This is a genomic window from Dyella acidisoli (genome assembly GCF_030160295.1).
Classification (GTDB): Bacteria; Pseudomonadota; Gammaproteobacteria; order Xanthomonadales; family Rhodanobacteraceae; genus Dyella_B; species Dyella_B acidisoli.
In genome coordinates this window covers 265862-291081 of record NZ_BSOB01000046.1, presented here as the reverse complement: position 1 = coordinate 291081, position 25220 = coordinate 265862, and the positions used below count along the sequence as shown (strand labels likewise).

The window sequence follows — 25220 nt, the reverse complement described above, 5'->3', positions numbered from 1 at the left end:
CCGGCATGCGCGCCCGCTTGATTGCCATTGGCGAACGCATGCCCGCATGGGTTGCAGAAGGGTTTGCCGAATACCGCAAACGGCTCTCCCATGATTTGCCCCTCGAATTGATCGAACTGAAGCCCGGTGCACGCGGCAAGGGCCGCGACGATGCGCGTGCGATCCACGACGAAGGCGCCGCCATCCTCGCCGCACTCCCACGCGACATCCATGTGATTGCGCTGGACGGTCGCGGCAAAGCATGGTCCAGCGAAGAACTGGCCGAGCAGCTTGCGAAATGGCGCATGGCCGGTCGCGATCTGGCTTTTCTCATCGGCGGCCCCGACGGCCACGCGCCGGAAGTGGTGGCACGCGCTGATCAAAAGTGGTCATTGGGCCCGCTTACGCTCCCCCATATGCTGGTGCGGTTGGTGCTGGTGGAGCAGCTTTACCGCGCCACTACTTTGCTGGCCGGCCATCCGTACCATCGCGCCTGATCGGTGCATGCCAGCGTCACTGTCTTGTCACGGGAGCTGTCATGCTTTTTGAGGTTCGCCAGGCGAATATTTATGACCTGGATACGTTGGTGCCATTGTTCGATGGATATCGGCAGTTTTATCGTCAAACATCCGACCCGGCACGTGCGCGTGCTTTTCTTACCGAGCGTTTCGTGCATCACGAGTCAGTGATTCTGCTTGCCTGCGACGAGCACGGTACAGGGCTTGGGTTCACGCAACTGTTTCCGTTGTTTTCATCCGTGAGCACGGCGCGGATTTATCTGCTCAACGATATATTCGTAACGCGTGAAGCGCGCAAGCATGGTGTGGGCAAGGCTTTGATTGATGCCTCGGCCGAGCATGCACGTGCATTGGGCGCGGCCAGGTTGTGGCTACAGACGGAATTGGACAACACGCCCGCTCAAGCCTTGTACGAATCGACCGGATGGAAGCGCGGCACGGAATTTTGCGATTACGGTCTGGCGTTGTAGGTACGCCTATTCGGGACATGTCATCGCCTTGGTTGTTGCAGTAAGGTTCGCCCTTGGACCTTAGGCAAGGCATCCGGTGTCATGCTTTATCTCGCCTCTCAATCGCCGCGTAGACGCGAACTGCTCGGGCAGCTCGGCGTGAGCTTTTCCATTCTCGATGTGGATGTGGCGGAAGTGCCGTATCCGGAAGAAATGCCGCTGGATTACGTAAGGCGCGTGGCGCGCGACAAGGCGCAGGCTGGATGGGAATCGCTGACGCGCGAAGTGCAGGGCGATGCGCTGGTGATCGCCTCTGACACGGAAGTGGTGTTGGAGGAGCGCGTTTTCGGCAAGCCAAAAGATGCCGACGATGCCGTGGAAATGCTGCATGCGCTGTCTGGCCGCACGCATGAGGTCATCTCGGCCGTATGCATGGTGTCTGCGAAGCAGGAGCACAGCGACGTTTGCGTCTCGCGCGTGCGTTTTGCCGAGTTGGATGAGGCGGAGATTACGGCCTATGTGGCAACCGGCGAGCCATTCGGCAAGGCAGGGGCGTATGCCATTCAAGGTCGAGGCGCTACCTTGATCGAGCATCTGGAAGGCAGCTATTCCGGCGTAATGGGATTGCCCTTATTCGAAACAGCGCGGTTGTTGCGGAAGTTTGGGGTGGGTGTGTGATACCCATCGTTACATCCCACGCGCATAGGTTGGGATGACAATCGTAGGTTGGGGTGCAAACCTACGATGCGCCGCTCGCTGTAGAAAACAACGCCACCAGCGCAAACAGGTTATACACCCCATGCGCCACAACGGCTGGCCATAACGATTCGGACTTCAACCGCAGCCAGCACAACGCGATAGCAAGCAGCATCAAGTTCGGCAGCGCATACCACTGAAAATCCAGTCCGCCCAGATGCACTGCGCCGAACATCACGGAGCAGACCGTAATCGACATTTTCGTCGACATATGACGCATCAGTGCGGAAAGCAGCACGCCACGAAACATCAACTCCTCGATCATCGGCCCTACCGTGATCGCAACGATTGCCAGCGGCAAGCGCAAATAACTTGATGCGTGTTGGCTGAGTTCCTGCACGTTCTGGGTTACTTCATGGCCGTGTGCCAGCAACTGTGTGATCAGCGCACCGAGGAGTGGCATGGTCACCCCAACGAGCAGCGCGGCGACGTACCAACGGGGTGTCGAATGGCCGTGGAACCCGAAGCCAGGCGGTGTCGCGCGAGCCCACAACAGCGGCCATTTGCGATGCACCAGCCAGAACAGGAGCATCGCGATCAACGGCACGGCGATCACCACCAGCATGGCGTTGCCGTCCGGTTGCTGCAGTACGTTCATCGCATACTTGCGCACGTCCGCCAGGGCAAGTTGCGGGTGGCGAATCTTTTCGATCACCCCGACGGTGAAACCCATCAGCACGCCTGCCACGACCTGCAGCAGGAAATAAAGCAAGATCAGGCCAAATGCCTGCAGCACACCCGGTGCCGTGGGCAAAGGTGGTGATGCCGGTTCGTCCCGCGCGCTCATCGACCGCTTTGCATTAGCCCGCGAGCAGCGCGCGCGCCAGACCGAGCGCACTCATCACTACCAGCGCTGCCCAGCCCACCATGCTCACCATGTAACCCGGCCCTCGCTTGCTCGCGTCGCCCAGATAAGCCCATGCGTACCAAGCGCGCCCCACAATCCACACCAGCCCGGCGATGCCTGCCCAAAGTACGTAGCCGTAGTGCGCCGCCAGCCACAGTGCAGGCAGAAACATTACCGTGCTTTCCAGCGTGTTCATCTGCACGCGATAAGCGCGCTCGAACGCGGGATGGCCGCTGACGGCGGGTGCCTCGATGCGGTACTTGCCCCGCGCATGGCCGACTGCCCACATGGTGGCGAATTGCAGCAAAACCGTCAGCAAGGTGACCAGGGCAGGCAGGTTCTGAATCATGACGCATATAGGTAGGAAAGGAGGTGCCACTGTAGCGGTTTGGTGCCATGCTGTGGGGGCTGGCCGGTGGTGGCACTGCGATCGCGCGCATTGGGGAAAACGTATGGACTGGCAGAAAGGCGAGGAGAGTCAGAACGTCGAAGTCGACCAGGGCGGTGGTGGCGGTGGTCGTGGTTTCGGCGGCGGAAGGATGGGCATCGGTGGTCTGATCATCCTGGCTTTGCTAGGTTGGATTTTCTTCAAGAATCCACTGGCCTTGCTCCAGCAGGGTGGCGGTCAGCCGGCCACGTATGCACCCCGTAGCCAGCCGGCGCAAGTGGATCCGCAGCAGATGGAATTCGTGCGCCGCGTGCTCGGCTCTACCGAAAAAACCTGGGGCGACATTTTTGCCGGCATGGGGCGCACGTATGTCGATCCCAAGCTGGACCTGTTCAGTGGCGGCGTGAATACCGCGTGCGGTGCCGCATCGACTGCAGTGGGACCTTTCTACTGCCCTGGCGATCAGAAGGTTTATCTGGATCTCGATTTCTTCCGTGAACTGGAAACGCGTTTTCACTCCAGCGGCGACTTTGCGCGCGCTTATGTGATTGCGCATGAAGTGGGGCATCACGTGCAGAACCAATTGGGCGTGTTTGCAAAGAGCAGCGAAATGCAGCGTCGTGGTGCAGCGATGCAAGGCGCCACAGGACTTTCAGTGCGGCAGGAATTGCAAGCCGATTGCTTCGCCGGCGTATGGGCCAATCGCACGCAACAGCGTTTGCAGTGGCTGCAACCGGGTGACGTGGAATCCGCGCTCAATGCCGCTACCCAGATTGGCGACGATACCCTGCAGCGCGAAGCACGCGGCACGGTAGTGCCGGATTCGTTTACGCACGGCACTTCGGCGCAGCGCGTGAAGTGGTTCAAGACCGGATTGCAGAGCGGCGACATTCAGTCGTGCGACACCTTCAGCGGGCCGCTGTAGTGGCTCCTGCAATGATTCATCCATGCCTGCGCTGCGGCGCCTGCTGTGCTTGTTTCCGAGTCGCTTTCCACTGGATGGAAGCCGAAGCGTCCTTGGGTGGACACGTACCCGCGGAACTCACCGAAAAGCTCGATCCGCATCGCCTGGTGATGCGCGGTACGCAGGCTTATCAGCCGCGTTGCATTGCCCTAAAAGGCACTATCGGCGAGGCCGCCCATTGCGGCATCTATCCTCAGCGTCCGTCGGTGTGCAGGGAGGTGCCTCCTTCCTGGGAATTCGGTGAGCCGAGCCCGCAGTGCGACAAGGGACGCACCGCACACGGCTTGCCGCCGCTCACGCCAGATGACTGGATCGGCATGCACTCAGAGCCTGCAAGCGAAGCCGATACGGCTGATGCTTAAAGTGGAGCGGCATCGTTCCGAAAGGCTTGCACAAACTGTTGCAGCTCACCTTCGTTGATGTCGGATATCGCAATGAAGTGCATGCGTTCGTCCGTCCATTGAATCATCGTATAGCCATGCAACTGCGTGACCTTCGTCTCCGCTGTGGGTGCTGATATCGGCCACTGATAGAGATTGATCACATGCAGATGCCGCCTGTAAACCAAGGCTGCGACGCTGTGGCCATCAAGCGCATCAAGCCGTCCGCCCACCAGCGGGAAACCTTCACTCGTCAGATCTTTCACGCGCGGCGAGAAATCCAGCTTGCCGGCGAACCATGGCTTCACCGTGTGTTGATCGGTGGAAGCCACATCCATCAGGTGTTGCGCCTGCATCGAGCGGATATGGCTGGATACGACCTCATCGACGGCCTGGCTTGCACTGCGGTGCAGTGTGTACCACCACGCCGGTGCGGCGATAAGCAGTGCAGTGACGAATCCCGCGGCCATCGCCAGCGCGACAGGAGGGCGGCGCCACTTGGCGACAGATGGAACGCTGGATTCCGTAGACCATTGCTTGCGCAGCGCATCGGGCGCTCGCCGATATAACGATGCACGCTCAAAGCTTTGGTGCAGCAGCGTGTAATCGGCATGCAACGCCGCGCAGGCCTGGCAGGCTTGCATGTGCCGGTCGATGGCTACGCTTTGCGTAGCATCCAGTTCGTTGTCGAGATAGGCGTGCAGAAGCAGCCTGGCGTCATCGCACATCATGACGGCGGGCCTCCGTGTAAGTGTTGGACAGTTCCGCCCGCAGCCGTTCGCGGGCGCGGGCGAGGCGCGACATCACCGTGCCGATTTTCTGCCCGGTGATGGAGGCGATTTCCTTGTATGAGCATTCCTCCAGTTCGCGCAGCACGATCGCTTCGCGCAACGGATGAGGAAGATGGGTCAGCGCAACTTGCAAGGCGTTGACGTCCACCGAGAGCAGTGCACGTGCTTCCGGCGATGGTTGTTCGTCGACGAAGGCGTGAGCGTCTTCATCGAAGAGCTCGTGCGCATCGTCGGGCGCACTTTTCGCGCGCAACGAATAGAACGTGTTGCGCACGATAGCCAATAGCCATACGCGAGCGTCGCCACCGTGAAAGCTGTTGAAGTAGCGGAACGCGCGCAGCATCGCTTCCTGCGTGACGTCTTGGGCGTCCGCATCGTCGCGCGATAGCCAGCGCGCGAGGTTGTAGGCGGCGTCCAGATACGGCAGCACGCAGGCCTCAAAGTCAGCGTTGTGCGAGGCGGATGCGGAGTGGCGGAAGTGGGAGGGCATAAGACCTTCTACCGGCGTTGCGGCGACTTTATTCCAAGCCCCAAAAACACGGAATAGGCCAGCCCTCACGCGGGTAGAGGCAGGTAAGGGCGGCGCTGGGCAGCCTCTTTGCGTGGAGTGAACGACGATGCAGGACTACGACAACATGATGGACGAAGGCACGGCGGATATCGGCATGGCCGGCGGCCGGAGGCAGTTTCTCAAGTGCATGGCCTGGGCTGGAGCCGGAACGTTGTGGCTGATGAAAAGCGGTGTGCTGCAGGCGCAGCCGCTGGGTGAAGCCAATACCGTGAAAGGCGCCACTTTCAGCTTTGTGCAGATCAGCGATTCGCACATCGGCTTTCACAAGGCGCCCAACCCAGATGTCGTCGGCACGCTGCGCCGCTCGCTGGCGATGATCAACGCCCAGAAAACCCGTCCCGCCTTTCTTCTGCATACGGGCGATCTGACGCATCTTTCCAAACCCGAGGAATTCGACATCTTGAACGGGTTGATGCAGGAGGCGCGCGTTGAACGCCGCTTTTATGTGCCCGGCGAGCACGATGTCATCGGCGACAACGGCGCTGAATTCTTCAGTCGTTTCGGCGAGAAACAGCATGCGGGTGGCTGGTACAGCTTCGATCAGCATGGCGTGCATTTCGTAGGCTTGATCAACGTGCTCAACCTCAAGGCCGGCGGCCTGGGCTCGCTGGGTGCGGATCAATTGGCCTGGCTGAAAAACGATCTTGCGGGTTTGTCGGCCGAAACGCCGGTGGTGGTGTTTGCACACATGCCGCTATGGCCGTTGTATCCGCAGTGGGGCTGGGGCACCGATGACAGCGGCGAAGCCTTGAGCTATCTGCGCCGTTTCGGTTCAGTCACCGTGCTCAACGGGCATATTCATCAGATCCAGCAAAAGGTGGAAGGCAACATCACGTTCTACACCGCGCGCTCCACTGCCTATCCACAGCCGGCGCCGGGTGACGGGCCGGGACCAGGGCCGTTGCAGAGCGTGACGGCGGAGGCGTTGCATCGCTATCTGGGCATTCGCGATGTGCGGCATGTGCGAACCGGTGGCGCACTGGCAGTAACCGAGGAGGTGCTGTCATGAAACCATCGTGGACGTGGCGCTTGATTAGCATGCCGGCAGCAGTCGCATTGTGCGGCGTCGCAGTCTCGTGCGCAGCAGCGGATGTTGCGCCGCCCAAAGGTGTAACCCATCAAGTGGCGATCCAAAATTTCGCTTTTGCGCCGAAATCACTCATCGTGCCGGTCGGTACGCGTGTGGTATGGACTAACCATGACGAGGAGCCGCATGTCGTGACCAGTGCTGGCGCGGCATTTGCGTCGTCCAAAGCGTTGGATTCCGGCGATACCTATGCGGTGACATTCTTTAAGCCGGGTACTTACACCTATTACTGCTCAATCCACCCGATGATGGTTGGCACGATCATTGTGCAGTGACGGAGGTAAGCAAGCTGTCGAAGCGATAGATGTCCATGGCAAAGAGGCCCAGGTCGACACCTGCATCGATGCGTTGCCCATCAGCGTGCTCGCCAGCGGCGCCGAGTGCTACGTACAGCGGCAGCAGGTGTTCGTCGGTGGGATGTGCGCGTTCGGCAAACGGTGCCTGGCGACGGTAGTTGAGCAGGGCGTCGAGATCGCCGTCGTTGATCTTCTGCTCGATCCAGTCGATGAACGGACGCACGTAAGGTGCCTCGTTCGTTTCGCTGTAGCCTGCGCGAAAATCACGCAGGTTGTGCGTGATGCTGCCGGAACCGATCACCAGCACACCTTGTTCGCGTAGTGGCGCCAGCGCGCGACCCACTGCGTATTGATGCGCAGGCCCCAGGTTCGGTTGGATCGACAGCGGCACCACAGGGATGTCGGCTTCCGGGTAAAGCAAATGCAGCGGCACCCAAGCGCCGTGATCGAGACCTTGCCGAGGATCGAGTCTGGAGCTTAAGCCGGCTTGGTCGAGTAAATGCGCAACATGCGCAGCCAGTTCGGGCGCACCCGGGGCGGGGTAGCGGATGTCGAACAGCTCACGCGGAAAACCGTAGAAGTCGTGGATGGTTTCCGGCTCTGACGCGCTACCCACGCTCGGCTGGTGCGCCAGCCAGTGCGCGCTGGCGATCACGATGGCCTTCGGGCGCGGCAGGCTGGCGGCGATTTCGGCCAACTGCTTGCCGACCTTGCCTGGATGCAAGGCGGTCATCGGAGAGCCGTGGGAAATGTAGAGGCTAGGCAGAGTGTTCATGACGACTAAGTATGGCCGGATGAACGTATTTGCAGCGGTAGAGGGTCAGGAACGCACTGTTGCGCCAAATGCAACGATTAGCCCTTTAACCTCACAGCCGTCATTCCCGTACAAGCCGGAATGACGATCGTGAGGGTGTATGTGACGACGAGGACTTACTTGCGGCGCGGGGGCTTATCACCACCACCGCGCCCATGCTTCGGCTTGCCCGCATGCCCTCGCGTATGGGCCGGTTTGAACCCCGATTTGCGCGGTGCACGCGTACCCGCATCGTGCTGTTCGTTCCCATCCCACTCGCAGATGTTCAACTGCTGCTGATTCACCCACACTTTTTTCAGGTGCTGGAACACTTCCTTGGGCATGCCATCGGGCAGGTCGATCAGGCTGTAATCGCCGCGAATGCTCAGGCGGCCGATGTATTGGCTTTCCAGGCCGGCTTCATTGGCGATGGCGCCGATGATGTTGCCGGGCTTCACGCCATGCTCGTGACCCACTTCGATGCGATAGGTGCGTTTGCCGGCTTCGGTGGCATGCGGGCGTAGCTGGCGCGGCGCGAAATCGCGCGGGCTTTCCTCGCGATGACGCGGTTCGCGTTGTGCGTGGTGCTTTTCGCCATCGTGTGCGCGGGCGGGGCGTGTTTCGCGTTCGTGCGTGCGCTCGCGCTTGGGTGGTGCCTCCAATAGCAACGGGCGATCACCTTGCGAGATGCGCGCCAGCGCAGCGGCGATTTCGATGGCGGGTATGTCGTGTTCCTGCTCGAATTGCTCAATCAGCTGCTGGAATTGTTCCAGTCCGCCGACGGCCAGCGTATCGCTGATGTTCTGCTTGAAACGCGCGATGCGGCGGTCGTTCACGGCCTCTACCGTGGGCAGCTTCATTTCATCGATCGGCTGGCGCGTGGCGCGCTCGATCGCACGCAGCATGCCTTTTTCGCGCGGCGTCACGAACAGGATCGCTTCGCCGCTGCGGCCGGCGCGGCCAGTGCGGCCGATGCGATGCACGTAGCTTTCCGTGTCGTACGGAATGTCGTAATTCAGCACATGGCTGATGCGTTCCACGTCCAGGCCGCGTGCGGCGACGTCGGTGGCGACGAGAATGTCGAGCTTGCCTTCCTTGAGTTGCTGGATCACGCGTTCGCGCTGCGGTTGTGCGATGTCACCGTTGATCGCGGCCGCGGCGAGGCCGCGCGCTTGCAGTTTTTCGGCTAGTTCCTCGGTGGCCTGCTTGGTGCGCGCGAAGATGATCATCGCGTCGAACGGTTCGGCCTCGAGGATGCGCGTCATGGCATCCAGCTTGTGCATGCCGCTCACCCACCAGTAGCGCTGGCGGATATTTGCTGCGGTTGTGGTGGCAGCCTTGATGGTGACTTCCACCGGATCTTTCAGATGCTGCTGCGCGATCTTGCGGATCGGCTGTGGCATGGTGGCGGAGAACAAGGCCACCTGGCGTTCCGGCGGCGTGGCTTGCAGCACTTTCTCGACGTCGTCGATGAAGCCCATACGCAGCATCTCGTCCGCTTCGTCGAGCACGATGAAACGCAGTTCGGACAGATCGAGCGTCTTGCGATCGAGATGATCGATCACGCGTCCCGGCGTGCCGACCACCACATGTACGCCGCGGCGTAGTGCGTGCAACTGTGGGCCGTAGCTTTGGCCACCGTAGATCGGCAGCACCTGGAAGCCTGGCATATGCGCAGCGTAGCGTTGAAACGCTTCGGCCACTTGGATGGCTAACTCGCGCGTCGGCGCCAAGACCAACGCCTGTGGCTTGCCGGGGCGCATTTCGATGCGCGAAAGAATCGGCAGTGCGAAGGCAGCCGTCTTGCCGGTGCCCGTCTGTGCCTGTCCCAGCACATCGCGGCCTTCGAGCAGCGATGGAATCGTGGCGGCCTGGATCGGCGAGGGCGATTCGTAACCCACGTCGGCCAGCGCGCGCAGCACTTCCGGCGAGAGCGCAAGCGCAGAGAAGCCAGCGGTGGCCGGAGCAGAGTCGGAAGACGGGGACGACATGGGAGACCTCGACGGGGCATGCGCGGGGCATGCGGGAGAAAGGTCACTATTGTAACAGCCCGTGGCCGACATACTCTTGATGGGTTGTATGACCTAAGGGAGCTGTCATGAAGAATCGCCTGAAAGATCGTATCGCGCTGGTTACGGGAGCATCCTCGGGAATCGGCGAGGCGACCGCGCTGGCCTTGGCCGAGCAGGGTGCCAAAGTGGCGATTGCCGCACGACGCAAGGACCGGCTCGACCTGCTTGCAGCCAAGCTTGCCGGCCTAGGCGCGGAACCGCTGGTGCTGGTGGCGGACCTTGCTTTGGAAGCCGAAGCGCAACGCATTGTGAAGGAAACGGAGGCTCACTACGGTCGCCTGGATATCCTCGTCAACAATGCCGGCGTGATGTACCTGGAGCCGGTCGCCGAAGCGGATCTGGGCCGCTGGCGCCACATGCTGCAATTGAACGTACTCAGCCTGATCGCCTCCACGCAGGCTGCACTGGCCGGCATGCGTGTGCGGCGCGATGGGCACGTCGTAAATATTTCGTCAGTGGCCGGACGCGTGGCCAATCCCAACGCGGCAGCGTATGCGGCAACCAAGTTCGGCGTGGTTGGTTTTTCCGAATCGCTACGGCGCGAGGTTTACAAAGACAACATTCGCGTCAGCGTGATCGAGCCGGGCATGGTGGATACGGAATTGCGCGACCATGTTGGCCATGAAGCCAGCCGTCGTGCAGTGAATGCACGGGCAGGTGAAATGCGCCAGCTTCAAGCCGAGGATATTGCCGACACGATTCTGTTCTGCGTGACGCGGCCGGATTATGTATGCATCAACGAAGTGTTGTTGCGGCCAACGGATCAGGAGCGTTGAGGTTGCAACGTTTGATTGTTTTGCCGCAACTGGAAACGCCTCACACACGCATTCGCTTGGCAGAAGAAGCGGACGCGGCCAAGCTGCTGCGCTACCGCGTGGAGAATCGTGCGCATCTGGCGCCGTGGGAGCCGCTGCGTGAAACGGAGTACTACACGCTCGAACATTGTGTGAAGACGATCGTTGGTGGATACGACAACGCGATGCATGATCGCGGTTATCCCTTGGTTGCGTTCGATCATGCGGAGCAGGCGATTCTCGCTACCTGCAACTTCGCCAACCTCGTGCGCGGCGCGTTTCAGGCGTGTCATCTGGGTTACGGCGTGGATGCGCGCATGCAAGGGAAGGGGCTGATGCGCGAAGTGCTGCAGGTCGGCATAGCCTGGGCGTTCGGCGAATTGCATTTGCACCGGATCATGGCGAACTATCTGCCGCGCAACGAACGTAGCGCGAAGTTGCTGGCATCGCTCGGGTTTGAGCGCGAAGGGTATGCGAAGCGGTATTTGCAGATTGCCGGGGTGTGGGAGGACCACATTCTTACGGCGTTGATTGGCCCAGGTGGTTGAGTCTTGCGACGTGCAGTTCCCTCTCCCCTTTGGGGAGAGGGTTAGGGTGAGGGGATACTCTAGCGATAGCGGCAAATCGAAGCGTTGCTCTTGTGAAGTCTGCGGCCAGTGCCGCCCCTCACCCCAGCCCTCTCCCCAAGGGGGAGAGGGGGTTAAAGGCGTTACGCTTTCGCGGCTGGCTTGCGCCCACGCGACCGCTTGCGTTTGCGATTCCCCATCGCATGCTCGCCCGCGCCATTGTGGTGCTGCGCATGTCCATGCGTACGATGGCCGTTGCCACCTTGCCGCGGTTGTTGTTGACGCTGCCCCTGCTTCGGACGCGGCGCATGCGCATCCAGGCGCAGCGGTGCCGAAGGCTCGAAACCAGACACTTCACTGATCGCAATGTCCTGCTTGAGCAGCTTGCGGATATCGCGCAACAAGCCCGATTCCTCATGACTCACCAGCGATAGCGCAAGGCCGCTGGCACCCGCGCGACCGGTACGGCCGATGCGGTGCACGTAATCTTCCGCGACCATCGGCAGATCGAAATTGATAACGATCGGCAGCTGGTCAATATCGATGCCGCGCGCGGCGATATCGGTGGCCACCAGCACGGTGACGCGGCCGTTCTTGAAATCGGCCAGCGCTTTCGTGCGCGCGTTCTGACTCTTGTTGCCATGGATGGCGGCCGCACGCAGACCGGATTGCTCTAGGTAACGCACCAGCTTGTCGGCGCCGTGTTTGGTGCGAGAGAAGACCAGTGTCTGGCGGCGGCTGTCCTTGCTGAGTACATGCAGTAGAAGGTCGCGTTTGCGTGCTGCATCGACGGGGTGCACTTCATGGCTGACCGTGGTTGCAACGCTGTTGGCGGGCGTTACGGACACTTCGCGCGGTGATTGCATGAACTGCATGGCCAGTGCTTTGATCTCCGGCGCAAAGGTGGCGGAGAACAACAGTGTCTGCCGCTGTTTGGGCAACGCACCGATGATGCGCTTGAGGGCCGGCAGAAAACCCATGTCGAGCATGCGGTCGGCTTCATCCAGCACCAGTACCTCAATGCCGGAGAGGTCGATCGTGCGTTGCTGCATGTGATCGACCAGACGGCCCGGCGTGGCGATGATGATGTCCGTGCCGCGCCGCAATGCCTGCACCTGCGGGCCCATGCTTACGCCGCCGAAGATCGTCGTGCTGCTTACACGCAGATGCTTGCCGTAGGCGCGCATGTTGTCTTGGATCTGCGCAGCCAGTTCGCGCGTGGGCGTGAGTACGAGCGCGCGCGGGCGTTTGGCGGTGTGCTCAGTCGTGGACATGCGCTGCAGCAAAGGCAGCGAGAAAGCGGCGGTCTTGCCGGTACCGGTTTGCGCGGCGGCCAGCAGATCGTGGCCTTCAAGTACCACCGGAATGGCGCCGGCCTGGATAGGTGTGGGTTCGGCGTAGCCCTGTTCGGCAAGCGCGCGCAGTAACGCAGGGGCAAGGCCCAGCGATTCGAAAGACATGGATAGCTCCTGTGCAACCCGGAGCCTTCATGCAGAACCGCGTTGCTGATCGATATGGATATGGGAATGCGTCCAGAGGACGCGATTCGAGCGCGGAGTATACATGAACGACCGTTCGTAGCGCGGCCACTGCATGGTAGCCTCGCGCCACCGCAAACCGGGAGCCGTGCATGTCCGTCCTGTCAGCCCTTCGCGAGTTGAATCACGAGCAACGGCATACCGTGCTGGCGAGCTTCCTGGGTTGGACGCTCGATGCGTTCGACTATTTTCTCTACACCTTCGTGATTGTCGGCATTGCGAAGGACTTCGGTGCTGATCGAACCGAAGTCACGCTGGGCGTGTTTCTGACCTTGGCGGCGCGCCCGGTTGGCGCGCTGCTGTTTGGCCGACTGGCGGATCGCTTCGGCCGGCGGCCGGTGTTGATGGTCGACGTGATGCTGTTTTCACTGTTCGAACTGGCGACCGCGTTTTCGACCTCGATGGCGATGCTGTTGGCGCTGCGTTTTCTGTTCGGCGTGGCGATGGGTGGTGAGTGGGGTATCGGCGCTTCGCTGGCGATGGAGTCGATTCCGCCGAAATCGCGCGGACTGGTATCGGGTTTGCTGCAGAGCGGTTATCCCTGCGGCTTTTTTCTCGGTGCGTTGGCGAACTGGTTGCTGATCGATCACATCGGTTGGCGCGGCTTATTCGTCGTAGGCACCTTGCCCGCGCTGCTCGTGCTCTACATCCGGCGCAAGGTGCCGGAATCGCCAGCATGGGAAGCAAGCCAGGCGGTACATGGCAAGCGCAGTTTGGGCGAAGCGATGCGCGGCCACTGGAAGCTAGCGATCTATCTGATGTGCCTGATGGCTGCGTTCAACATGTTCAGCCATGGCTCGCAGGACATGTATCACACCTTCGAGGAAGTGAACCTGCATCTGCCCACTGGCTCCAGTGCGGCGTTTTTGCTGGTAGCCATGCTCAATCTCGGTGCACTGGTGGGCGGTATTTGCTTCGGTGCGTGGTCGGAGAAGGTTGGACGTCGCCGCACGATGATCATCGCCGCGTTGCTCGCCATTCCGGTGATTCCCTTGTGGACGTACGGCGGCTCGCTATGGTTGCTGGGCGCAGGGGCCTTCTTGATCCAGGTGATGGTGCAGGGTGCCTGGGGCGTGGTGCCGACGCATCTCAATGAACTCTCGCCGGACGCGGTACGCGGCACTCTGCCCGGCTTTGCGTATCAGATGGGTAACTTGATCGCAGCCGGGACGGCTACGGCACAGTCCTGGCTGGCAGGGCAGGGGGTGGGCTTGCCGCTGGTAATGTCGCTGTGGATCGCCGGGGTGGCCTTGCTGCTGGCGTTGCTGGTCTGGCTTGGTCCTGAGGCGCGGGGCGTGCGCTTCGGGAGCTGATAGAATCCGCCTCTTTGATTTACAAGAGATCAGGCAATGAAGGCTGGCAAGGACAAGGTCATCGCGTTTCACTACACGCTCACCGTGGACGGCGAGAAGGTTGAAAGCTCGCACGACGGCGGCGAACCGTTGTGGATTCTGCTTGGCCACGGCCAGCTGATTCCGGGCCTGGAAAAGGCGCTGGAAGAGCACGGTGCCGGCGACACGCTGCAGGTGGAAATTCCGCCGTCCGAAGGTTACGGCGAACGCCAGGAAGGACAAGTCCAGCGTGTGCCGAAGAAGTATTTCCAGCAGGGTAATCGCCTCAAGCCCGGCATGGTGACGGTGCTGTCGCTGAAGCAGGGCGGCCAGCGTGCAGTGACGGTGCACAAGGTCGGCATGTCCACGATCGACGTGGATATGAATCATCCGATGGCTGGCAAGACGCTGAATTTCGACGTTGCGATCCAGGAAGTACGCGATGCGACGGAAGAGGAAATCCAGCACGGGCACGCGCATCCGCCGGGTGCCGAGGCGCATTGAGCGCTGCTCGGACAAGAGACGACAACGGCGCCTTTCGGCGCCGTTGTTTTATCAGTCACTCACATCAAACCAGGCTGATCTGCACATCTACGTTGCCGCGCGTGGCATGCGAATACGGGCAGATATCGCGATGTGCGACGTCAACCAGTTCCTGCGCAACAGCGGGATCGATGCCCGGCAGGCTCACTTCCAGCTTCACGGCGATCGCAAAGCCGGTGGGCTCGCGCGGACCGATGCCGACGTGGCCGGTCACCGAGGCTTCCTTCAGCGCGACCTTCTTCTCACGCGCGACGTAGCGCACGGCACCTTCGAAGCAGGCGGCATAACCGGCGGCGAACAACTGCTCCGGGTTGCTGCCGAGACCGCCTGGGCCGCCGAGTTCTTTCGGCACCTTCAGATCGAAATCCAGCACGCCGTCGCTGCTGTGGATGTGGCCTTCGCGGCCACCCTTGGCGGTGGCTGTGGCGGTATAGAGGACTTTGGTGGGGTTGCTCATGGCTATTTACTCTCTTGGTCAGTGGAGGCGGCGAGTTGAGTCGCCAGGGTCTTGAGTTGATCGCGCAGACGCGTGAACGAATCTGCGGACATGCAAAGTTTTTCGGCCAGGCAGCGCGGCACATCCTCGGCGCGTTCGCGCAGTGTGTGCCCGGCATCGGTCAGGGTGATTTCCACTTCACGTTCGTCGCTTAGGCGGCGGTGGCGACCCAGCAGGCCGGCTTGCTCCAAGCGCTTCAGCAGCGGCGTCAGGGTGCCCGAATCCAGCTGCAGGCGTTCGCCCAGTTCGCGCACAGTCACGCCATCCTGTTCCCATAGCACCAGCATCACGATGTATTGCGGGTAGGTCAGGTCCAATGCATCGAGCAGCGGGCGATAGGCCGCTGTCATCCGGCGTGAGGCGGCGTACAGCGCGAAGCAGAGCTGTTCGTCCAGGAGCAGGGAGGGGGTTAGAGATTTCTTCATGGCGAAAACAGTAGCATCAAATTTAATTGTGCGCAATATAATTTTCGTGAAGATAAGTGGCTTTTGCTTTCGCCGAAGACTATTCATCGGGTGAGTTGGGCAATCTCGCCTCATCGTCGTCCCGGCGAAAGCCGGGACCCAGCGACTTTCGCTCTTCCACGCATAAAGACACTGGGTCCCGGCTTTCGCCGGGACGATGAATCTGAGGTTTCTTTATGTGGATAGGTGAGTTGTGGAGAGAGTCAATCCAGCAACCGCTTCCCATACGCGAAGTGATCGCGCCAATACGGCCCATCGATATCGTCGAGCCGCACGGTGCCACCACTGTTGGGCGCATGCACGAAGCGGCCTTTGCCCACGTACACACCGACGTGGTTGATGCCGCCGCCGCTGCCGAAGAACACCAGGTCACCGCTCTCCAGATCGTCCATGTGCTTGACCTTGACCCCATCCATCGAGGCCATGTCGCGCGAACTGTGCGGCAACATGATGTTGGCGGCGTTGCGATAGATGTATTCGACCAATCCACTGCAGTCGAAGCCGCCGGTGGGCGTATTACCACCCCAGCGGTAGGGTGTGCCGACCAGGGCCATCGCGCGGAACAGGACGTCGTTGGCGGTGCCGATGGCGTTTTCCGGTGCGCGGGCCGGCTCGTCGGCGAGTGCAGAGCGTGATGGTTTGTAGGTGGCTTCGCGACGGGGAGAGCTGGCGCAAGCGGCGAGCAACAGCAGCGTGCCTACGAGTGCGCCGAGGCGCAGCGCACGGGCGAACGATCGATGTTTGTCGGGATCACCGGCGCCGGCCAAACCCATAAGAAAAAACCTCGGCGTGTTTGCGCCGAGGTTATAGCAAATCAATGGCTTGCCTGGAAGTTCTCAGGAACTGGAGGAGCTTGATTGCGTAGGTTGCGCAGCCGGCGGGGGCGGCATCGGGCTGCCCGGCGGTGGGGGTGGCGGCATCTCTCCGCCATGTGGCGGTCCGGGCGGGTGTGGCGGCAGCAGCGAGAGGCTGTAACGCACCGGTACTTTCACCCACGCGTCGGCCGACTTGGCGTTCTCCTGCTTCAGGTAATGCCATTTCAGGGCAGCATCGCTGGCCGCCTTGGTCAATTCGGGTGAGGCTTTGTTATCCGGGTCGACTTCGACTTTGCGTGCAGTTCCGTCGGCCCCCACCAGCACTTTGAGCAGCACGATGCCTTGTTCGCGGTTTCTGGCGCCATCGGGCGGCGGCGGAAAACCGCTATGCGGCATATCCGGGCCGTTTTCAAAACCTGCCGGCGGTGCATCCGGGCTTTGTGCCAGGGCGGCGCTGGCAAGCAGGGCGGCCAACGTCATGCCGCCGATGCGACGCCGCCATGCGTTGCGGGAATCAATCATGGTGAGCTCCTTTGTTTGCGGCTCGACGAGCCGGGGGATCAAGGACGCTCCCGCGCCTGCGCAGAAACTGCACATTGCCGTTGGGTCGCGGGACGTCTTGCCAGGAAAGCTACTCGTGCGCGCAGAGCGGCAAAAGAGCAGCAGAGAGCCACAATCACCAGGGCTTGTTCAATATCTCAGCGCAGCGGTACGTCGATATCCTGCTGATGCAGGGTCTTGCCCGTGGCATCCCAGGCACGCAGCCGGTAATGACCGGGGAATAGATAAAGATTGTTGTGCGAGTGCTTGTGGAGAAAAGTGTAACGATCGGCCGGCGTGGCACCGTCGGGTTCGTTGGGATAGTGGGCGTCGATCACGCAAGGTATCTGGCTGTCGCAAAGGTCCGTGCTGATCGGGTAGGCCACGCGAGCGCCACCCAGGGTCAGCCACGGTGGCCGACGATCGAGGTCGAACGGCGGGCGCGGCAAGATGACTTCGCGGCGCAACACGTCGCTGTGCACGATGCCGTTCACGTCGAGATCGCTGTCCGACGCGGGCGGTAGTACGACGGTGACGTCATGCTGCTGCGGATTGGAGCTCCAGATCGTGCCATCGCTCCGCGCGCGCAGTACATAAGGTTCTTGTGCAGGGAAATGGCTTGCTACGGTGTTGTAGAAACCAAAATCCAGGCCGCCAACGGCAACGTCATGAAACTGGGTTTGATCGACGCTTAGCGGGTCCTCGCCGACCAATCGTTTGAGTTGCATCGCCATCGGTTGAACGCCGCTGCCCAGGTTGCCCCCCGCCTTGTCGATATGGGCATAGCCTGCGTGCACGAACAATTTGGCCTGGCTGTCCTTGTCGAACACTTTCTTCTTGAGCGTGAGCGCTTCTTCGCCATCGCGGTTTTCGGAGGCGGCGTCTTCGGGATCGTACGCGACGATGGTGTAACCCAGCCGGATGGCCTGGCGCACGATCTCGCCATACAGCGGCTCAAGCACGTATTCGCTGCCGGAGGTTTCGGTTACGTAGCCGCGGCGCATCAAGTCAGTGTCTTTAGGGCTGAGTGCTTCCACCGCAAAGTATTGGAAGCCGAGCGCGCGCAGTCGCGGTAGCAGGGCCAAGGTCAGTTCGCGCGTGTGCGCATCATGATGCGATTCGTTCACCATCACGATGCGGTGTTTGGCGACGAGCTTGGTTATCGCGTCCGCCGCATCGACGGCTTGCCACTGATCGGGTTGTGGTAGCGGCGTGGATTTGGGCGGCGCGACGCGGTTGTCGAATGGGAAGGCCATCACGGCCTCGTTGTACAAACCCAGTTCGCTGTCCACCGTTGCCAGCAGCTGTTTTGCGAACGATTTATCTTCACCCGTAAGCAGAGGCATCACCGAGGTAAGGTACTCGTAGCGAGCAAGGCCGTTGGGCGCAGTGCCGAAGCGGGTCAGCAGCTCGGTGGTGGAAGGGGGAGACAGTTGCTCACGCGCGCTGAGTGGAGCCACCAGCACGGTCGTGCACAGCAGGCACATCACTATCTTCAGTCGCATCGGTGTGGGGGGCGATGTCGTGGATGCAGTACCAGCCTGCGACGAAGTTCGGCCGCGCGCAAGTACCTTGTTCGTCAAGGTCGAGCATGGCCACCCTGATCCGTCTTGAGTGACGCAAATCAAGCACCAATTGAGCTGGTTTCGCGGAAGGCCATCCATAGTTCGACTGGCTGGCCGCTACAATGGTCCGATGAATCCTTCCCGTAGCGACGTATTGATTCTCGGTGGTGGTGTCATCGGCCTTTCGTGTGCACTGCATCTGCTCAAGGGGGGCGCACGGGTGCGTGTGCTGGAGCAGGGGACGCCCGGATGCGGCAGCTCGCACGGCAACTGCGGCACCATCACACCTAGCCATGCGGCACCTTTGTCCATGCCAGGCACACTGGGTGTGGCGTTGCGTTCAATGCTTCGCGCAGACGCGCCGCTTTATCTCAACCCGCGGTTCGATGGTCCACGCCTTCGCTGGTTGCTCGGCTTTGCTCGGCACTGTACTTGGCGTGATTTCGAGCATGCTGCGCAGGCGCGGGCGGCGATTCTGCATCGTTCACGCGGTCTGATTGCCGAGTTGATCCGCAACGACCGGCTGGACTGCGAGTTTGTGGAAGAAGGTCTGCTCTACGTCTATCGCAGCAGCGCACAGATGGCCGATGACGAGCACCATCATGCGCAGTTGCTCGATCGCATGGGTGTTCCCGTGCAACGCTTGCGCGGCGACGAAGTGGAAGCGATGGAGCCAGCGCTGAAACCGGGTGTGCATGGGGGCTTGTTTCACCCGGAAGATGCGCGTTTGCGGCCAGATCGCTACGTCGCCGAACTGGCGCGACGAGTAAGCGAGCAAGGCGGGATGATCGAGACCGGCGCGAAGATCGAACAGTTTGCGACCGATGGAAAACGCATCGTAGGCGTCAGTACATCGCGTGGCGATTTCACTGGCGATTGCTTGGTGATGGCGCTGGGCGCCTGGTCGCCACTGCTCGGCAAACGGCTTGGCTTGCGTCTGCCCATGCAGCCCGGCAAGGGCTATTCGCTGACGTATACGCGACCGCAGCTGGCGCCGCGGCATGCGATGGTGCTGCGCGAAGCCAAGGTGTGCGTCACTACCTGGGACAGCGGGTTTCGCCTGGGTAGCACCATGGAATTCTCCGGTTATGCGGAAGGGCTTAATCGCGGGCGGATGGATGCGCTGCGCCGAGGCGCTGCGGAAGGACTGCGTGAGCCAGAAGGCCCGCAACTGCAGGAGGAATGGTGGGGCTGGCGCCCGATGAGTGTGGACGAAATACCGATCATCGGCCCGAGCACGCGCTGGTCGAATCTGCACTTGGCTACAGGTCACGGCATGCTCGGAGTCAGCATGTCGGCGGCGACCGGTGAATTGGTTGCTGCGCAAATCAATGGTACGACGCCGATGATTGATCCGGCGCCTTATGCGCCAGCACGCTTTGGTCTCTAAACGTGTTCATTGCGCACGTTGCCTGAAACCTTATCTGAAGTGAGTCGTCATTCCTCCGGAACGACGTCGGAAAAAAACAGCAGGAGGATGCATGAGCGAACGCTTCGATCTGATCGTTGTGGGAGCAGGATCCGGTGGTTTGAGTGCTGCACAGCACGCGGCGCGATTGGGTGCGCGGGTTGCGTTATTCGAGCCTGATCCACTTGGCGGCACCTGCGTGAATCGCGGTTGCGTGCCGAAGAAGGCGATGTGGTTCGCGGCGCAGATTGCCGACATGCATCAGTTGGGTCAGGAAATTGGGTTCGATTCCGGACCCTTGCGCTTGGATTGGGCGCGCTTTCGCAACTTGCGCGACCAATACATCGCTGGCATCCGCGATCGCTATGCGAAGCGGTTGGACCTGGCCGGCATCCACGTGATCGACGAATCGGTGCGGCTGGTTTCAAACGACACAGTGGTCACGCCTAAGGGGACGCAAGCAAGCGCGCCGCATATCGTGATTGCGACAGGTGCCCGGCCGAATCGGCTCGATATTCCCGGTTTCGAACTGGGTATCGTGTCCGACCAGATCTTCGAACTCGATGCGCCACCCCAACGCATTGCGGTGGTCGGCGGCGGCTACGTAGCGGTGGAATTTGGCTGTGTGCTGCGCGGACTTGGCTGCCAGGTGGATTTGCTGGTGCGTGAGAAGCTGCTGACGGGCTTTGATCTTGAATTGGTCGAAGCATTGGCCGTACAGATGCAGGCACATGGAATTCGCATCGTGCGCAATACGCGAATCAAATCGGCGCGTGGCCAATTGGGCAAGGTGACATTGGAAGCGCTCGATGGCGCCGAGCATGGCGTCTACGATGCGGTGCTATGGGCGTTGGGGCGTGTGCCCAACAGCGGCAACCTCGGCCTGGAAGAACTTGGTGTGGAATGCGACGAACGTGGTCATGTACTGGTGGATGCATATCAGAACACCAACGTGTCCGGCATCTATGCAGTGGGCGACGTCACCGATCGCAGGGCGCTCACACCGGTCGCCGTGGCGGCGGGGCGTGCGCTGGCCGATCGATTGATTGGCGGTCACGCTGGTGCAAGGTTCGACGACAGTGTCATTCCCAGTGTGGTGTTTTCCGAGCCACCGCTGGGTGCCGTTGGCCTTACCGAACAGCAGGCACATGCGCGTTACGGTAATGCGGTGAATGTGCATACCGGCCGCTATACCCCCTTGTTGTGGATGGTGGCCGGTCGGTCGGAGCAAAGTGTGGTGAAGGTGGTGACCGTCGGTGAGGAGCGCAAGGTTGTCGGCATCCATGTGCTGGGGCCGGGCAGTGACGAATTGCTGCAGGGCTTCGCGGTGGCGATGCAGAAGGGGCTGTATTGGCGTGACCTGAAGGCGGCGATCGCGATCCATCCCACCGCGGCGGAGGAGCTGCTGTTGCTGCACTGAGCGTGGACGGGTCAAACTGGGCGAATGGATACATTCACCCTTACCCGCGGCCATGTGCCGCTGCTGATCAGCCTGCCGCACGACGGCACCCATCTTCCTAGCGATTTGATCCCACGGCTGCAGCCCCGCGCGCACCGCGTCCCCGATACGGACTGGCACGTCGCCCGGCTGTATGAACCTCTGGCGCGAGCACTTGGGGCCAGCATGATCAGGCCGGTTGCTTCGCGCTACGTAGTCGATCTGAATCGTCCTGCGGACGGCCATGCCCTGTATCCGGGGCGCCGTGAAACAGGTCTGCTGCCGACCATTGGTTTCGATGGCGAGCCGCTTTACCTGGAGGGGCAGGAGCCGGACGCAGACGAAATCCACCAGCGTGTCGACACCTGGTGGCGTCCCTATCACCAGGCGCTTGCCGGCGAGCTTGCGCGACTGAAAGCAGAGCACGGTAGGGCGGTATTGTGGGACGGCCATTCCATTCGCAGCCGGGTTCCCATGCTGTTCGAGGGCCGGCTGCCGGATTTCAACCTGGGCACGGCCGACAGCACGAGCTGTGGTCCCGATCTGCAATGGAGCCTCACCAACGTCCTGGAAGCCCAGAATCGCTACGACTTCGTCGTCAATGGACGCTTCAAGGGCGGCCACATCACCCGCCACTACGGGCATCCGGCTGACGGCGTCCAGGCCGTGCAGCTTGAGCTGGCGCAGTACCAATACATGGACGAGGAAAGCTTCGCCTGGGATGAGGCCAAGGCAAAACAGGTGCAGGCCACCATTCTTGAGCTGTTGCGTTGCTGTCTTGCCTGAACCTGTAGGCATGCCAATGGGATGTCAGCGGATTTGGGTGTTTGTTTAAATGGCTACCCGCGGCATCGACATTTTCCAACCGCCGTTCAGTTTCGGTATGCCGAGGTGGATGCATTGTTAGGGCCGTCACGCCGCCCGCGATAGCCGGGTTCCGGCCGGGTCCGTGGCGACCAAAATCTCGAGGCTCATGATCATGATGCGTAAACTTGCGATCGCTTCCCTGCTTGTGGCAGGTGTCGCTCTTTCCGGTTCGGTGCTGGCTCAGGACACGTCGGCTGCTCCGGCACCCGCGTCGACCTCGGCTGCGCCCGCCAAGCACGCCCACAAGTCCTCGACTCACAAGAGCCACAAGTCGACGAAGAAGGCCAGCAGCACCGAAGCAGCACCGGCTTCCAGCAGCACGGCCGCTGGCAAGTAATTCACTCATCCAGTTCGGATGCAAAGACCCGGTGGCGAAGGCCTCCGGGTTTTTTGTGTCAGCGCGATGAAGCCGGCAACGCGGCCACGCACTTCAACTCGATGGCAATCGGTGTTGGCAACGCGGTGATGCCAAGCGTGGTGCGGCAGGCATCCACGCCCTTGAAGTATTCGGCATAGAGACGGTTGTACGTGGGGAAATCGCGTGCCATGTCGGTGAGGAACACGGTGACGTCGACCAGATCCTCCCAGCGGACGCCGCTTGCTTCCAGCACTGCACGCACATTGGCGAACACCTGTCGGCACTGTTGTTCGATGTCGTAGCCGACCAGCTTTCCCGCGGCGTCGTAGACGTTGCCTGGAATGGCGTTGGTGCCGGGCTCGCGCGGACCTACACCGGAAAGAAACAGCAAATCACCCACGCGGCGCGCGTGCGGATAGGCACCGACGGGTGCGGGTGCGGCATCTGTGCGCACCACGTTGCTCATCGCAGCTCCTTCGCGTGGTGCATCAACAGCTCCAACGCTTGTTCGTAACTGGGCCGCAACGCTTCGCGCGATGACACATGCATGCCCAGGTCGTGCATATGTCCGTTGGCGAGGCTGTAGCACCACGCATGTACGGAAAGCGGCTGACCGCGATCCCAGGCATCCATCACGATGGTGGTCTGGCATACGTTGACCACCTGTTCGATCGCGTTGAGCTCGCACAGGCGCATATTGCGCAGTGGCATCGAATCCACAGTTGCCAGCTTGTCGATGTGTTTGTGCGCCACGTCGCCGACATGGCGCAGCCAGTTGTCGACCAGGCCAAGGCGCAGTTCGTCCAGTACCGCTTGCACGCCGCCGCAGCCGTAATGACCGACCACGATGATGTGCTCCACTTTCAGCACGTCCACCGCAAACTGGATGGTGCTGAGGCAGTTGAGATCCGTATGCGATACCACGTTGGCGACGTTGCGCTGCACGAAGATCTCGCCCGGCGGCAGATCCACGATCTGTGTGGCCGGTACGCGCGAATCGGAGCAGCCGATCCACAGATACTTAGGCGATTGCTGCTTGGCGAGCCGTTCAAAGAACTTCGGATCGGCTTCTGTTACCGCTGCCGACCAGCGGCGATTGCTGTCGATCAGATCCTGTAGTGGATTGCTCAAGGTGCTTTCCTCAATAACGAATGCAGATGTTGCGTGGCTCGGTGAAGAAGCGCAGTGCTTCCGCGCCGCCTTCGCGACCGACGCCGGATTGCTTGCTGCCGCCGAACGGTGTGCGCAGATCGCGCAGCAGCCAGCAGTTGATCCACACGATGCCGAATTCCAATTGCGCGCCCATGCGATGGGCGCGCGACAGGTCGCTAGTCCATAGCGAGGCGGCTAGGCCGTAGCCGGTGCCATTGGCGATGGCGAGCGCTTCGGCTTCATCACCGAACGGAATCAGCGTGACGACGGGGCCGAAGATTTCCTGCTGATTGGTAAGCGTGTCGTTCGACAAGCCATCGATCACCGTGGGTGCGGTGAACCAGCCATCGGCGCAGCGCCCTTCGAGTTTCAGCGCATGGCCGCCGCAGAGAATGCGCCCACCTTCATCGCGTGCCTGCGTAATGCAGCGCATCACTTTGTCGAAGTGTTCGCGCGAAACGAGTGCGCCCAGATCGCTGGGTGCTTCCTGTGGATCGCCTACGCGCAGCGCCTGCACTTTCGCCAGATAGCGTTCGCGGAAACTGTCGTAGATCGAACGTTGCACCAGCAAGCGCGAGCCGCAAAGACAGATCTCACCCTGATTGGCGAAGCCGGAGCGCACGATGGTGTCGAGGTTTTCGTCGCTGAGGTCAGCATCGGCGAACACAATGGCGGGATTCTTGCCGCCCAGTTCCAACGACAGCTTCTTGAATTGCGGTGCCGCCGTCGCCGCGATGCTGGCGCCAGTGCGCGTGCTGCCGGTGAAGGAAATGGCCTTTACCGCCGGGTGTTCGACGATGGCTTGGCCGGTGCTAGGCCCGCGTCCTTGGACGACGTTCAGCACGCCAGGTGGAAAGCCCGCTTCAATGCTGAGCTCGCCCAGCAGGGCAGCCGTGCAGGGCGTGATTTCGGAAGGCTTGGCGATGACTGCATTGCCGCTGGCCAGCGCCGGTGCAATCTTCCACGTGAACAGATACAGGGGAAGATTCCACGGGCTGATGCAGCCGACCACGCCGAGCGGATGACGCAGCGTGTAGTTGATCGCGCCGGTTTCCATCGCGTGCGCTTCGCTTTCCCAACCGATGATCGCGGCAGCGAAGAAGCGCAGATTGGAAATGGCACGGGGAATATCCAGGCGCCTGGCGAGCGCTACGGGCTTGCCGCTGTCGCGCGATTCCAGTGCGGCGAATTCATCGATGCGTGCTTCAATCAGGTCGGCCAGCTTGTGCAGCCGTTGCGCCCGTGTTTCAGCAGGCGTGGCTGCCCAGCCCGGTGCTGCGCTTTGTGCGGCTTTTGCTGCAGCTTCCACGTCGGCAGCAGAGGAGTCGGGACATTGCGCAAACACTGCGCCGGTGGCTGGTTCGTAGACGTCGAGCCAGCGATCGTCTAAAGGCGCCTGCAGGCGACCATCGATGAGATTGGCGAGGCGTGTGCTTGGCATCCTCGCAAGCTTA

Annotated in this window: 31 protein-coding genes; 15 read left to right on the top strand and 16 right to left on the bottom strand. The window is 61.1% G+C overall.

Going from position 1 to position 25220, the window contains the following annotated elements:
* Positions 1-5 precede the first annotated feature (5 nt).
* From rlmH to QQJ86_RS17665, 3 genes are all read left to right on the top strand, one after another.
* Positions 6-476: a 23S rRNA (pseudouridine(1915)-N(3))-methyltransferase RlmH gene (gene rlmH / locus QQJ86_RS17675; RefSeq protein WP_284322291.1), complete on the top strand. Its 471-nt coding sequence runs from the start codon at positions 6-8 to the stop codon at positions 474-476.
* 41 nt (positions 477-517) lie between these two features.
* Positions 518-967 (top strand): GNAT family N-acetyltransferase, encoded by a 450-nt coding sequence (locus QQJ86_RS17670; protein ID WP_284322290.1) that lies wholly within the window; start codon positions 518-520, stop codon positions 965-967.
* An 81-nt stretch (positions 968-1048) separates the two neighbouring features.
* Entirely contained in the window at positions 1049-1624 is a 576-nt protein-coding gene (locus QQJ86_RS17665) for a Maf family protein (RefSeq protein WP_284322289.1), read from the top strand.
* Positions 1625-1685: 61 nt separating this feature from the next.
* Here QQJ86_RS17665 and QQJ86_RS17660 read toward each other — a convergent pair whose 3' ends face one another.
* Both QQJ86_RS17660 and QQJ86_RS17655 read right to left on the bottom strand, forming a co-directional pair.
* Positions 1686-2489, bottom strand: coding sequence for a CPBP family intramembrane glutamic endopeptidase (locus QQJ86_RS17660; RefSeq protein ID WP_284322288.1), 804 nt, complete (start codon positions 2487-2489; stop codon positions 1686-1688).
* A 13-nt stretch (positions 2490-2502) separates the two neighbouring features.
* Positions 2503-2895: an MAPEG family protein gene (locus QQJ86_RS17655; RefSeq protein ID WP_284322487.1), complete on the bottom strand. Its 393-nt coding sequence runs from the start codon at positions 2893-2895 to the stop codon at positions 2503-2505.
* 106 nt (positions 2896-3001) lie between these two features.
* On the opposite strand from QQJ86_RS17655, the gene ypfJ reads away from it, so the two are divergent.
* Together ypfJ and QQJ86_RS17645 are read left to right on the top strand one after the other, a co-directional pair.
* Positions 3002-3862 (top strand): KPN_02809 family neutral zinc metallopeptidase, encoded by an 861-nt coding sequence (ypfJ, locus tag QQJ86_RS17650; protein ID WP_284322287.1) that lies wholly within the window; start codon positions 3002-3004, stop codon positions 3860-3862.
* A gap of 11 nt (positions 3863-3873) precedes the next feature.
* A complete protein-coding gene (locus tag QQJ86_RS17645; protein ID WP_284322286.1) occupies positions 3874-4263 on the top strand; it encodes a YkgJ family cysteine cluster protein in 390 nt (129 codons plus the stop codon).
* Here the strand turns inward: QQJ86_RS17645 and QQJ86_RS17640 are convergent.
* Together QQJ86_RS17640 and QQJ86_RS17635 are read right to left on the bottom strand one after the other, a co-directional pair.
* Positions 4260-5012: an anti-sigma factor family protein gene (locus QQJ86_RS17640; protein WP_284322285.1), complete on the bottom strand. Its 753-nt coding sequence runs from the start codon at positions 5010-5012 to the stop codon at positions 4260-4262. The two genes, QQJ86_RS17645 and QQJ86_RS17640, sit on opposite strands and share 4 nt — an antisense overlap.
* A complete protein-coding gene (locus QQJ86_RS17635; RefSeq protein ID WP_284322284.1) occupies positions 4999-5562 on the bottom strand; it encodes a sigma-70 family RNA polymerase sigma factor in 564 nt (187 codons plus the stop codon). The genes QQJ86_RS17640 and QQJ86_RS17635 overlap by 14 nt, the downstream gene beginning before the upstream one ends.
* Positions 5563-5689: 127 nt before the next feature.
* Between QQJ86_RS17635 and QQJ86_RS17630 the strand changes: the two genes are divergently transcribed.
* Both QQJ86_RS17630 and QQJ86_RS17625 read left to right on the top strand, forming a co-directional pair.
* Positions 5690-6652, top strand: coding sequence for a metallophosphoesterase family protein (locus tag QQJ86_RS17630; RefSeq protein WP_284322283.1), 963 nt, complete (start codon positions 5690-5692; stop codon positions 6650-6652).
* A complete protein-coding gene (locus tag QQJ86_RS17625; RefSeq protein ID WP_284322282.1) occupies positions 6649-7005 on the top strand; it encodes a cupredoxin domain-containing protein in 357 nt (118 codons plus the stop codon). Before QQJ86_RS17630 ends, QQJ86_RS17625 begins: the two co-directional genes overlap by 4 nt.
* Here QQJ86_RS17625 and QQJ86_RS17620 read toward each other — a convergent pair.
* Together QQJ86_RS17620 and QQJ86_RS17615 are read right to left on the bottom strand one after the other, a co-directional pair.
* Positions 6992-7801, bottom strand: a complete 810-nt coding sequence (locus QQJ86_RS17620; RefSeq protein WP_284322281.1) for a dioxygenase family protein — start codon at positions 7799-7801, stop codon at positions 6992-6994. The two genes, QQJ86_RS17625 and QQJ86_RS17620, sit on opposite strands and share 14 nt — an antisense overlap.
* A gap of 155 nt (positions 7802-7956) precedes the next feature.
* Positions 7957-9810 carry a DEAD/DEAH box helicase gene (locus QQJ86_RS17615; protein WP_284322280.1) on the bottom strand — a complete coding sequence of 618 codons (1854 nt, stop codon included), beginning with the start codon at positions 9808-9810 and terminating at the stop codon, positions 7957-7959.
* A gap of 107 nt (positions 9811-9917) precedes the next feature.
* Here QQJ86_RS17615 and QQJ86_RS17610 point away from each other — a divergent pair, with 107 nt between their 5' ends.
* Both QQJ86_RS17610 and QQJ86_RS17605 read left to right on the top strand, forming a co-directional pair.
* Complete coding sequence (locus QQJ86_RS17610) at positions 9918-10667, top strand: SDR family NAD(P)-dependent oxidoreductase (RefSeq protein WP_284322279.1); 750 nt, start codon at positions 9918-9920, stop codon at positions 10665-10667.
* Positions 10668-10669: 2 nt separating this feature from the next.
* Positions 10670-11233, top strand: a complete 564-nt coding sequence (locus tag QQJ86_RS17605; RefSeq protein ID WP_284322278.1) for a GNAT family N-acetyltransferase — start codon at positions 10670-10672, stop codon at positions 11231-11233.
* 161 nt (positions 11234-11394) lie between these two features.
* On the opposite strand, the gene QQJ86_RS17600 is transcribed toward QQJ86_RS17605, so the two are convergent.
* Complete coding sequence (locus tag QQJ86_RS17600) at positions 11395-12711, bottom strand: DEAD/DEAH box helicase (protein WP_284322277.1); 1317 nt, start codon at positions 12709-12711, stop codon at positions 11395-11397.
* A gap of 170 nt (positions 12712-12881) precedes the next feature.
* On the opposite strand from QQJ86_RS17600, the gene QQJ86_RS17595 reads away from it, so the two are divergent.
* Complete coding sequence (locus tag QQJ86_RS17595; protein WP_284322276.1) at positions 12882-14102, top strand: MFS transporter; 1221 nt, start codon at positions 12882-12884, stop codon at positions 14100-14102.
* 36 nt (positions 14103-14138) lie between these two features.
* Complete coding sequence (locus QQJ86_RS17590) at positions 14139-14624, top strand: FKBP-type peptidyl-prolyl cis-trans isomerase (RefSeq protein ID WP_284322275.1); 486 nt, start codon at positions 14139-14141, stop codon at positions 14622-14624.
* Between the two features lie 64 nt (positions 14625-14688).
* Here QQJ86_RS17590 and QQJ86_RS17585 read toward each other — a convergent pair whose 3' ends face one another.
* The 6 genes from QQJ86_RS17585 to QQJ86_RS17560 form a co-directional block, all read right to left on the bottom strand.
* Positions 14689-15120: an organic hydroperoxide resistance protein gene (locus QQJ86_RS17585; protein ID WP_284322274.1), complete on the bottom strand. Its 432-nt coding sequence runs from the start codon at positions 15118-15120 to the stop codon at positions 14689-14691.
* A 2-nt stretch (positions 15121-15122) separates the two neighbouring features.
* Positions 15123-15584: a MarR family winged helix-turn-helix transcriptional regulator gene (locus QQJ86_RS17580; RefSeq protein ID WP_284322273.1), complete on the bottom strand. Its 462-nt coding sequence runs from the start codon at positions 15582-15584 to the stop codon at positions 15123-15125.
* Between the two features lie 242 nt (positions 15585-15826).
* A complete protein-coding gene (locus tag QQJ86_RS17575; RefSeq protein ID WP_284322272.1) occupies positions 15827-16396 on the bottom strand; it encodes a C40 family peptidase in 570 nt (189 codons plus the stop codon).
* Between the two features lie 63 nt (positions 16397-16459).
* Positions 16460-16960: a TonB family protein gene (locus QQJ86_RS17570; RefSeq protein ID WP_284322271.1), complete on the bottom strand. Its 501-nt coding sequence runs from the start codon at positions 16958-16960 to the stop codon at positions 16460-16462.
* A gap of 176 nt (positions 16961-17136) precedes the next feature.
* Positions 17137-18438, bottom strand: a complete 1302-nt coding sequence (locus QQJ86_RS17565) for a hypothetical protein (RefSeq protein WP_284322270.1) — start codon at positions 18436-18438, stop codon at positions 17137-17139.
* Complete coding sequence (locus tag QQJ86_RS17560; RefSeq protein ID WP_284322269.1) at positions 18416-18571, bottom strand: hypothetical protein; 156 nt, start codon at positions 18569-18571, stop codon at positions 18416-18418. The genes QQJ86_RS17565 and QQJ86_RS17560 overlap by 23 nt, the downstream gene beginning before the upstream one ends.
* A 102-nt stretch (positions 18572-18673) precedes the next feature.
* On the opposite strand from QQJ86_RS17560, the gene QQJ86_RS17555 reads away from it, so the two are divergent.
* From QQJ86_RS17555 to QQJ86_RS17540, 4 genes are all read left to right on the top strand, one after another.
* Positions 18674-19933, top strand: a complete 1260-nt coding sequence (locus QQJ86_RS17555) for an NAD(P)/FAD-dependent oxidoreductase (RefSeq protein WP_284322268.1) — start codon at positions 18674-18676, stop codon at positions 19931-19933.
* A 91-nt stretch (positions 19934-20024) separates the two neighbouring features.
* Entirely contained in the window at positions 20025-21371 is a 1347-nt protein-coding gene (gene gorA / locus QQJ86_RS17550; protein ID WP_284322267.1) for a glutathione-disulfide reductase, read from the top strand.
* Between the two features lie 24 nt (positions 21372-21395).
* Complete coding sequence (gene hutG / locus QQJ86_RS17545) at positions 21396-22175, top strand: N-formylglutamate deformylase (protein WP_284322266.1); 780 nt, start codon at positions 21396-21398, stop codon at positions 22173-22175.
* A gap of 193 nt (positions 22176-22368) precedes the next feature.
* Complete coding sequence (locus QQJ86_RS17540) at positions 22369-22593, top strand: hypothetical protein (protein WP_284322265.1); 225 nt, start codon at positions 22369-22371, stop codon at positions 22591-22593.
* Positions 22594-22651: 58 nt separating this feature from the next.
* On the opposite strand, the gene QQJ86_RS17535 is transcribed toward QQJ86_RS17540, so the two are convergent.
* From QQJ86_RS17535 to QQJ86_RS17525, 3 genes are read right to left on the bottom strand one after another with little or no spacing between them, the layout of a single operon-like run.
* Complete coding sequence (locus QQJ86_RS17535) at positions 22652-23080, bottom strand: RidA family protein (protein ID WP_284322264.1); 429 nt, start codon at positions 23078-23080, stop codon at positions 22652-22654.
* Positions 23077-23745 (bottom strand): carbonate dehydratase, encoded by a 669-nt coding sequence (gene can / locus QQJ86_RS17530; RefSeq protein WP_284322263.1) that lies wholly within the window; start codon positions 23743-23745, stop codon positions 23077-23079. The genes QQJ86_RS17535 and can overlap by 4 nt, the downstream gene beginning before the upstream one ends.
* A 10-nt stretch (positions 23746-23755) precedes the next feature.
* Positions 23756-25207 carry an aldehyde dehydrogenase gene (locus QQJ86_RS17525; protein ID WP_284322262.1) on the bottom strand — a complete coding sequence of 484 codons (1452 nt, stop codon included), beginning with the start codon at positions 25205-25207 and terminating at the stop codon, positions 23756-23758.
* Positions 25208-25220 lie beyond the last annotated feature (13 nt).

Bases quoted from the DNA above. Each gene is read 5' to 3' on its own strand.
- QQJ86_RS17670 (WP_284322290.1), top strand. From the start codon at position 518: ATGCTTTTTGAGGTTCGCCAGGCGAATATTTATGACCTGGATACGTTG.
- QQJ86_RS17585 (WP_284322274.1), bottom strand. From the start codon at position 15,120: ATGAGCAACCCCACCAAAGTCCTCTATACCGCCACAGCCACCGCCAAG.
- QQJ86_RS17630 (WP_284322283.1), top strand. From the start codon at position 5,690: ATGCAGGACTACGACAACATGATGGACGAAGGCACGGCGGATATCGGC.
- QQJ86_RS17620 (WP_284322281.1), bottom strand. From the start codon at position 7,801: ATGAACACTCTGCCTAGCCTCTACATTTCCCACGGCTCTCCGATGACC.
- QQJ86_RS17625 (WP_284322282.1), top strand. From the start codon at position 6,649: ATGAAACCATCGTGGACGTGGCGCTTGATTAGCATGCCGGCAGCAGTC.
- QQJ86_RS17525 (WP_284322262.1), bottom strand. From the start codon at position 25,207: ATGCCAAGCACACGCCTCGCCAATCTCATCGATGGTCGCCTGCAGGCG.
- QQJ86_RS17540 (WP_284322265.1), top strand. From the start codon at position 22,369: ATGATGCGTAAACTTGCGATCGCTTCCCTGCTTGTGGCAGGTGTCGCT.
- QQJ86_RS17555 (WP_284322268.1), top strand. From the start codon at position 18,674: ATGAATCCTTCCCGTAGCGACGTATTGATTCTCGGTGGTGGTGTCATC.
- QQJ86_RS17635 (WP_284322284.1), bottom strand. From the start codon at position 5,562: ATGCCCTCCCACTTCCGCCACTCCGCATCCGCCTCGCACAACGCTGAC.
- QQJ86_RS17645 (WP_284322286.1), top strand. From the start codon at position 3,874: ATGATTCATCCATGCCTGCGCTGCGGCGCCTGCTGTGCTTGTTTCCGA.
- QQJ86_RS17610 (WP_284322279.1), top strand. From the start codon at position 9,918: ATGAAGAATCGCCTGAAAGATCGTATCGCGCTGGTTACGGGAGCATCC.
- rlmH (WP_284322291.1), top strand. From the start codon at position 6: ATGCGCGCCCGCTTGATTGCCATTGGCGAACGCATGCCCGCATGGGTT.
- QQJ86_RS17570 (WP_284322271.1), bottom strand. From the start codon at position 16,960: ATGATTGATTCCCGCAACGCATGGCGGCGTCGCATCGGCGGCATGACG.
- QQJ86_RS17590 (WP_284322275.1), top strand. From the start codon at position 14,139: ATGAAGGCTGGCAAGGACAAGGTCATCGCGTTTCACTACACGCTCACC.
- hutG (WP_284322266.1), top strand. From the start codon at position 21,396: ATGGATACATTCACCCTTACCCGCGGCCATGTGCCGCTGCTGATCAGC.
- QQJ86_RS17595 (WP_284322276.1), top strand. From the start codon at position 12,882: ATGTCCGTCCTGTCAGCCCTTCGCGAGTTGAATCACGAGCAACGGCAT.
- QQJ86_RS17560 (WP_284322269.1), bottom strand. From the start codon at position 18,571: ATGCTCGACCTTGACGAACAAGGTACTTGCGCGCGGCCGAACTTCGTC.
- QQJ86_RS17600 (WP_284322277.1), bottom strand. From the start codon at position 12,711: ATGTCTTTCGAATCGCTGGGCCTTGCCCCTGCGTTACTGCGCGCGCTT.
- QQJ86_RS17660 (WP_284322288.1), bottom strand. From the start codon at position 2,489: ATGAGCGCGCGGGACGAACCGGCATCACCACCTTTGCCCACGGCACCG.
- QQJ86_RS17580 (WP_284322273.1), bottom strand. From the start codon at position 15,584: ATGAAGAAATCTCTAACCCCCTCCCTGCTCCTGGACGAACAGCTCTGC.
- QQJ86_RS17615 (WP_284322280.1), bottom strand. From the start codon at position 9,810: ATGTCGTCCCCGTCTTCCGACTCTGCTCCGGCCACCGCTGGCTTCTCT.
- QQJ86_RS17665 (WP_284322289.1), top strand. From the start codon at position 1,049: ATGCTTTATCTCGCCTCTCAATCGCCGCGTAGACGCGAACTGCTCGGG.
- QQJ86_RS17535 (WP_284322264.1), bottom strand. From the start codon at position 23,080: ATGAGCAACGTGGTGCGCACAGATGCCGCACCCGCACCCGTCGGTGCC.
- QQJ86_RS17640 (WP_284322285.1), bottom strand. From the start codon at position 5,012: ATGATGTGCGATGACGCCAGGCTGCTTCTGCACGCCTATCTCGACAAC.
- gorA (WP_284322267.1), top strand. From the start codon at position 20,025: ATGAGCGAACGCTTCGATCTGATCGTTGTGGGAGCAGGATCCGGTGGT.
- QQJ86_RS17575 (WP_284322272.1), bottom strand. From the start codon at position 16,396: ATGGGTTTGGCCGGCGCCGGTGATCCCGACAAACATCGATCGTTCGCC.
- ypfJ (WP_284322287.1), top strand. From the start codon at position 3,002: ATGGACTGGCAGAAAGGCGAGGAGAGTCAGAACGTCGAAGTCGACCAG.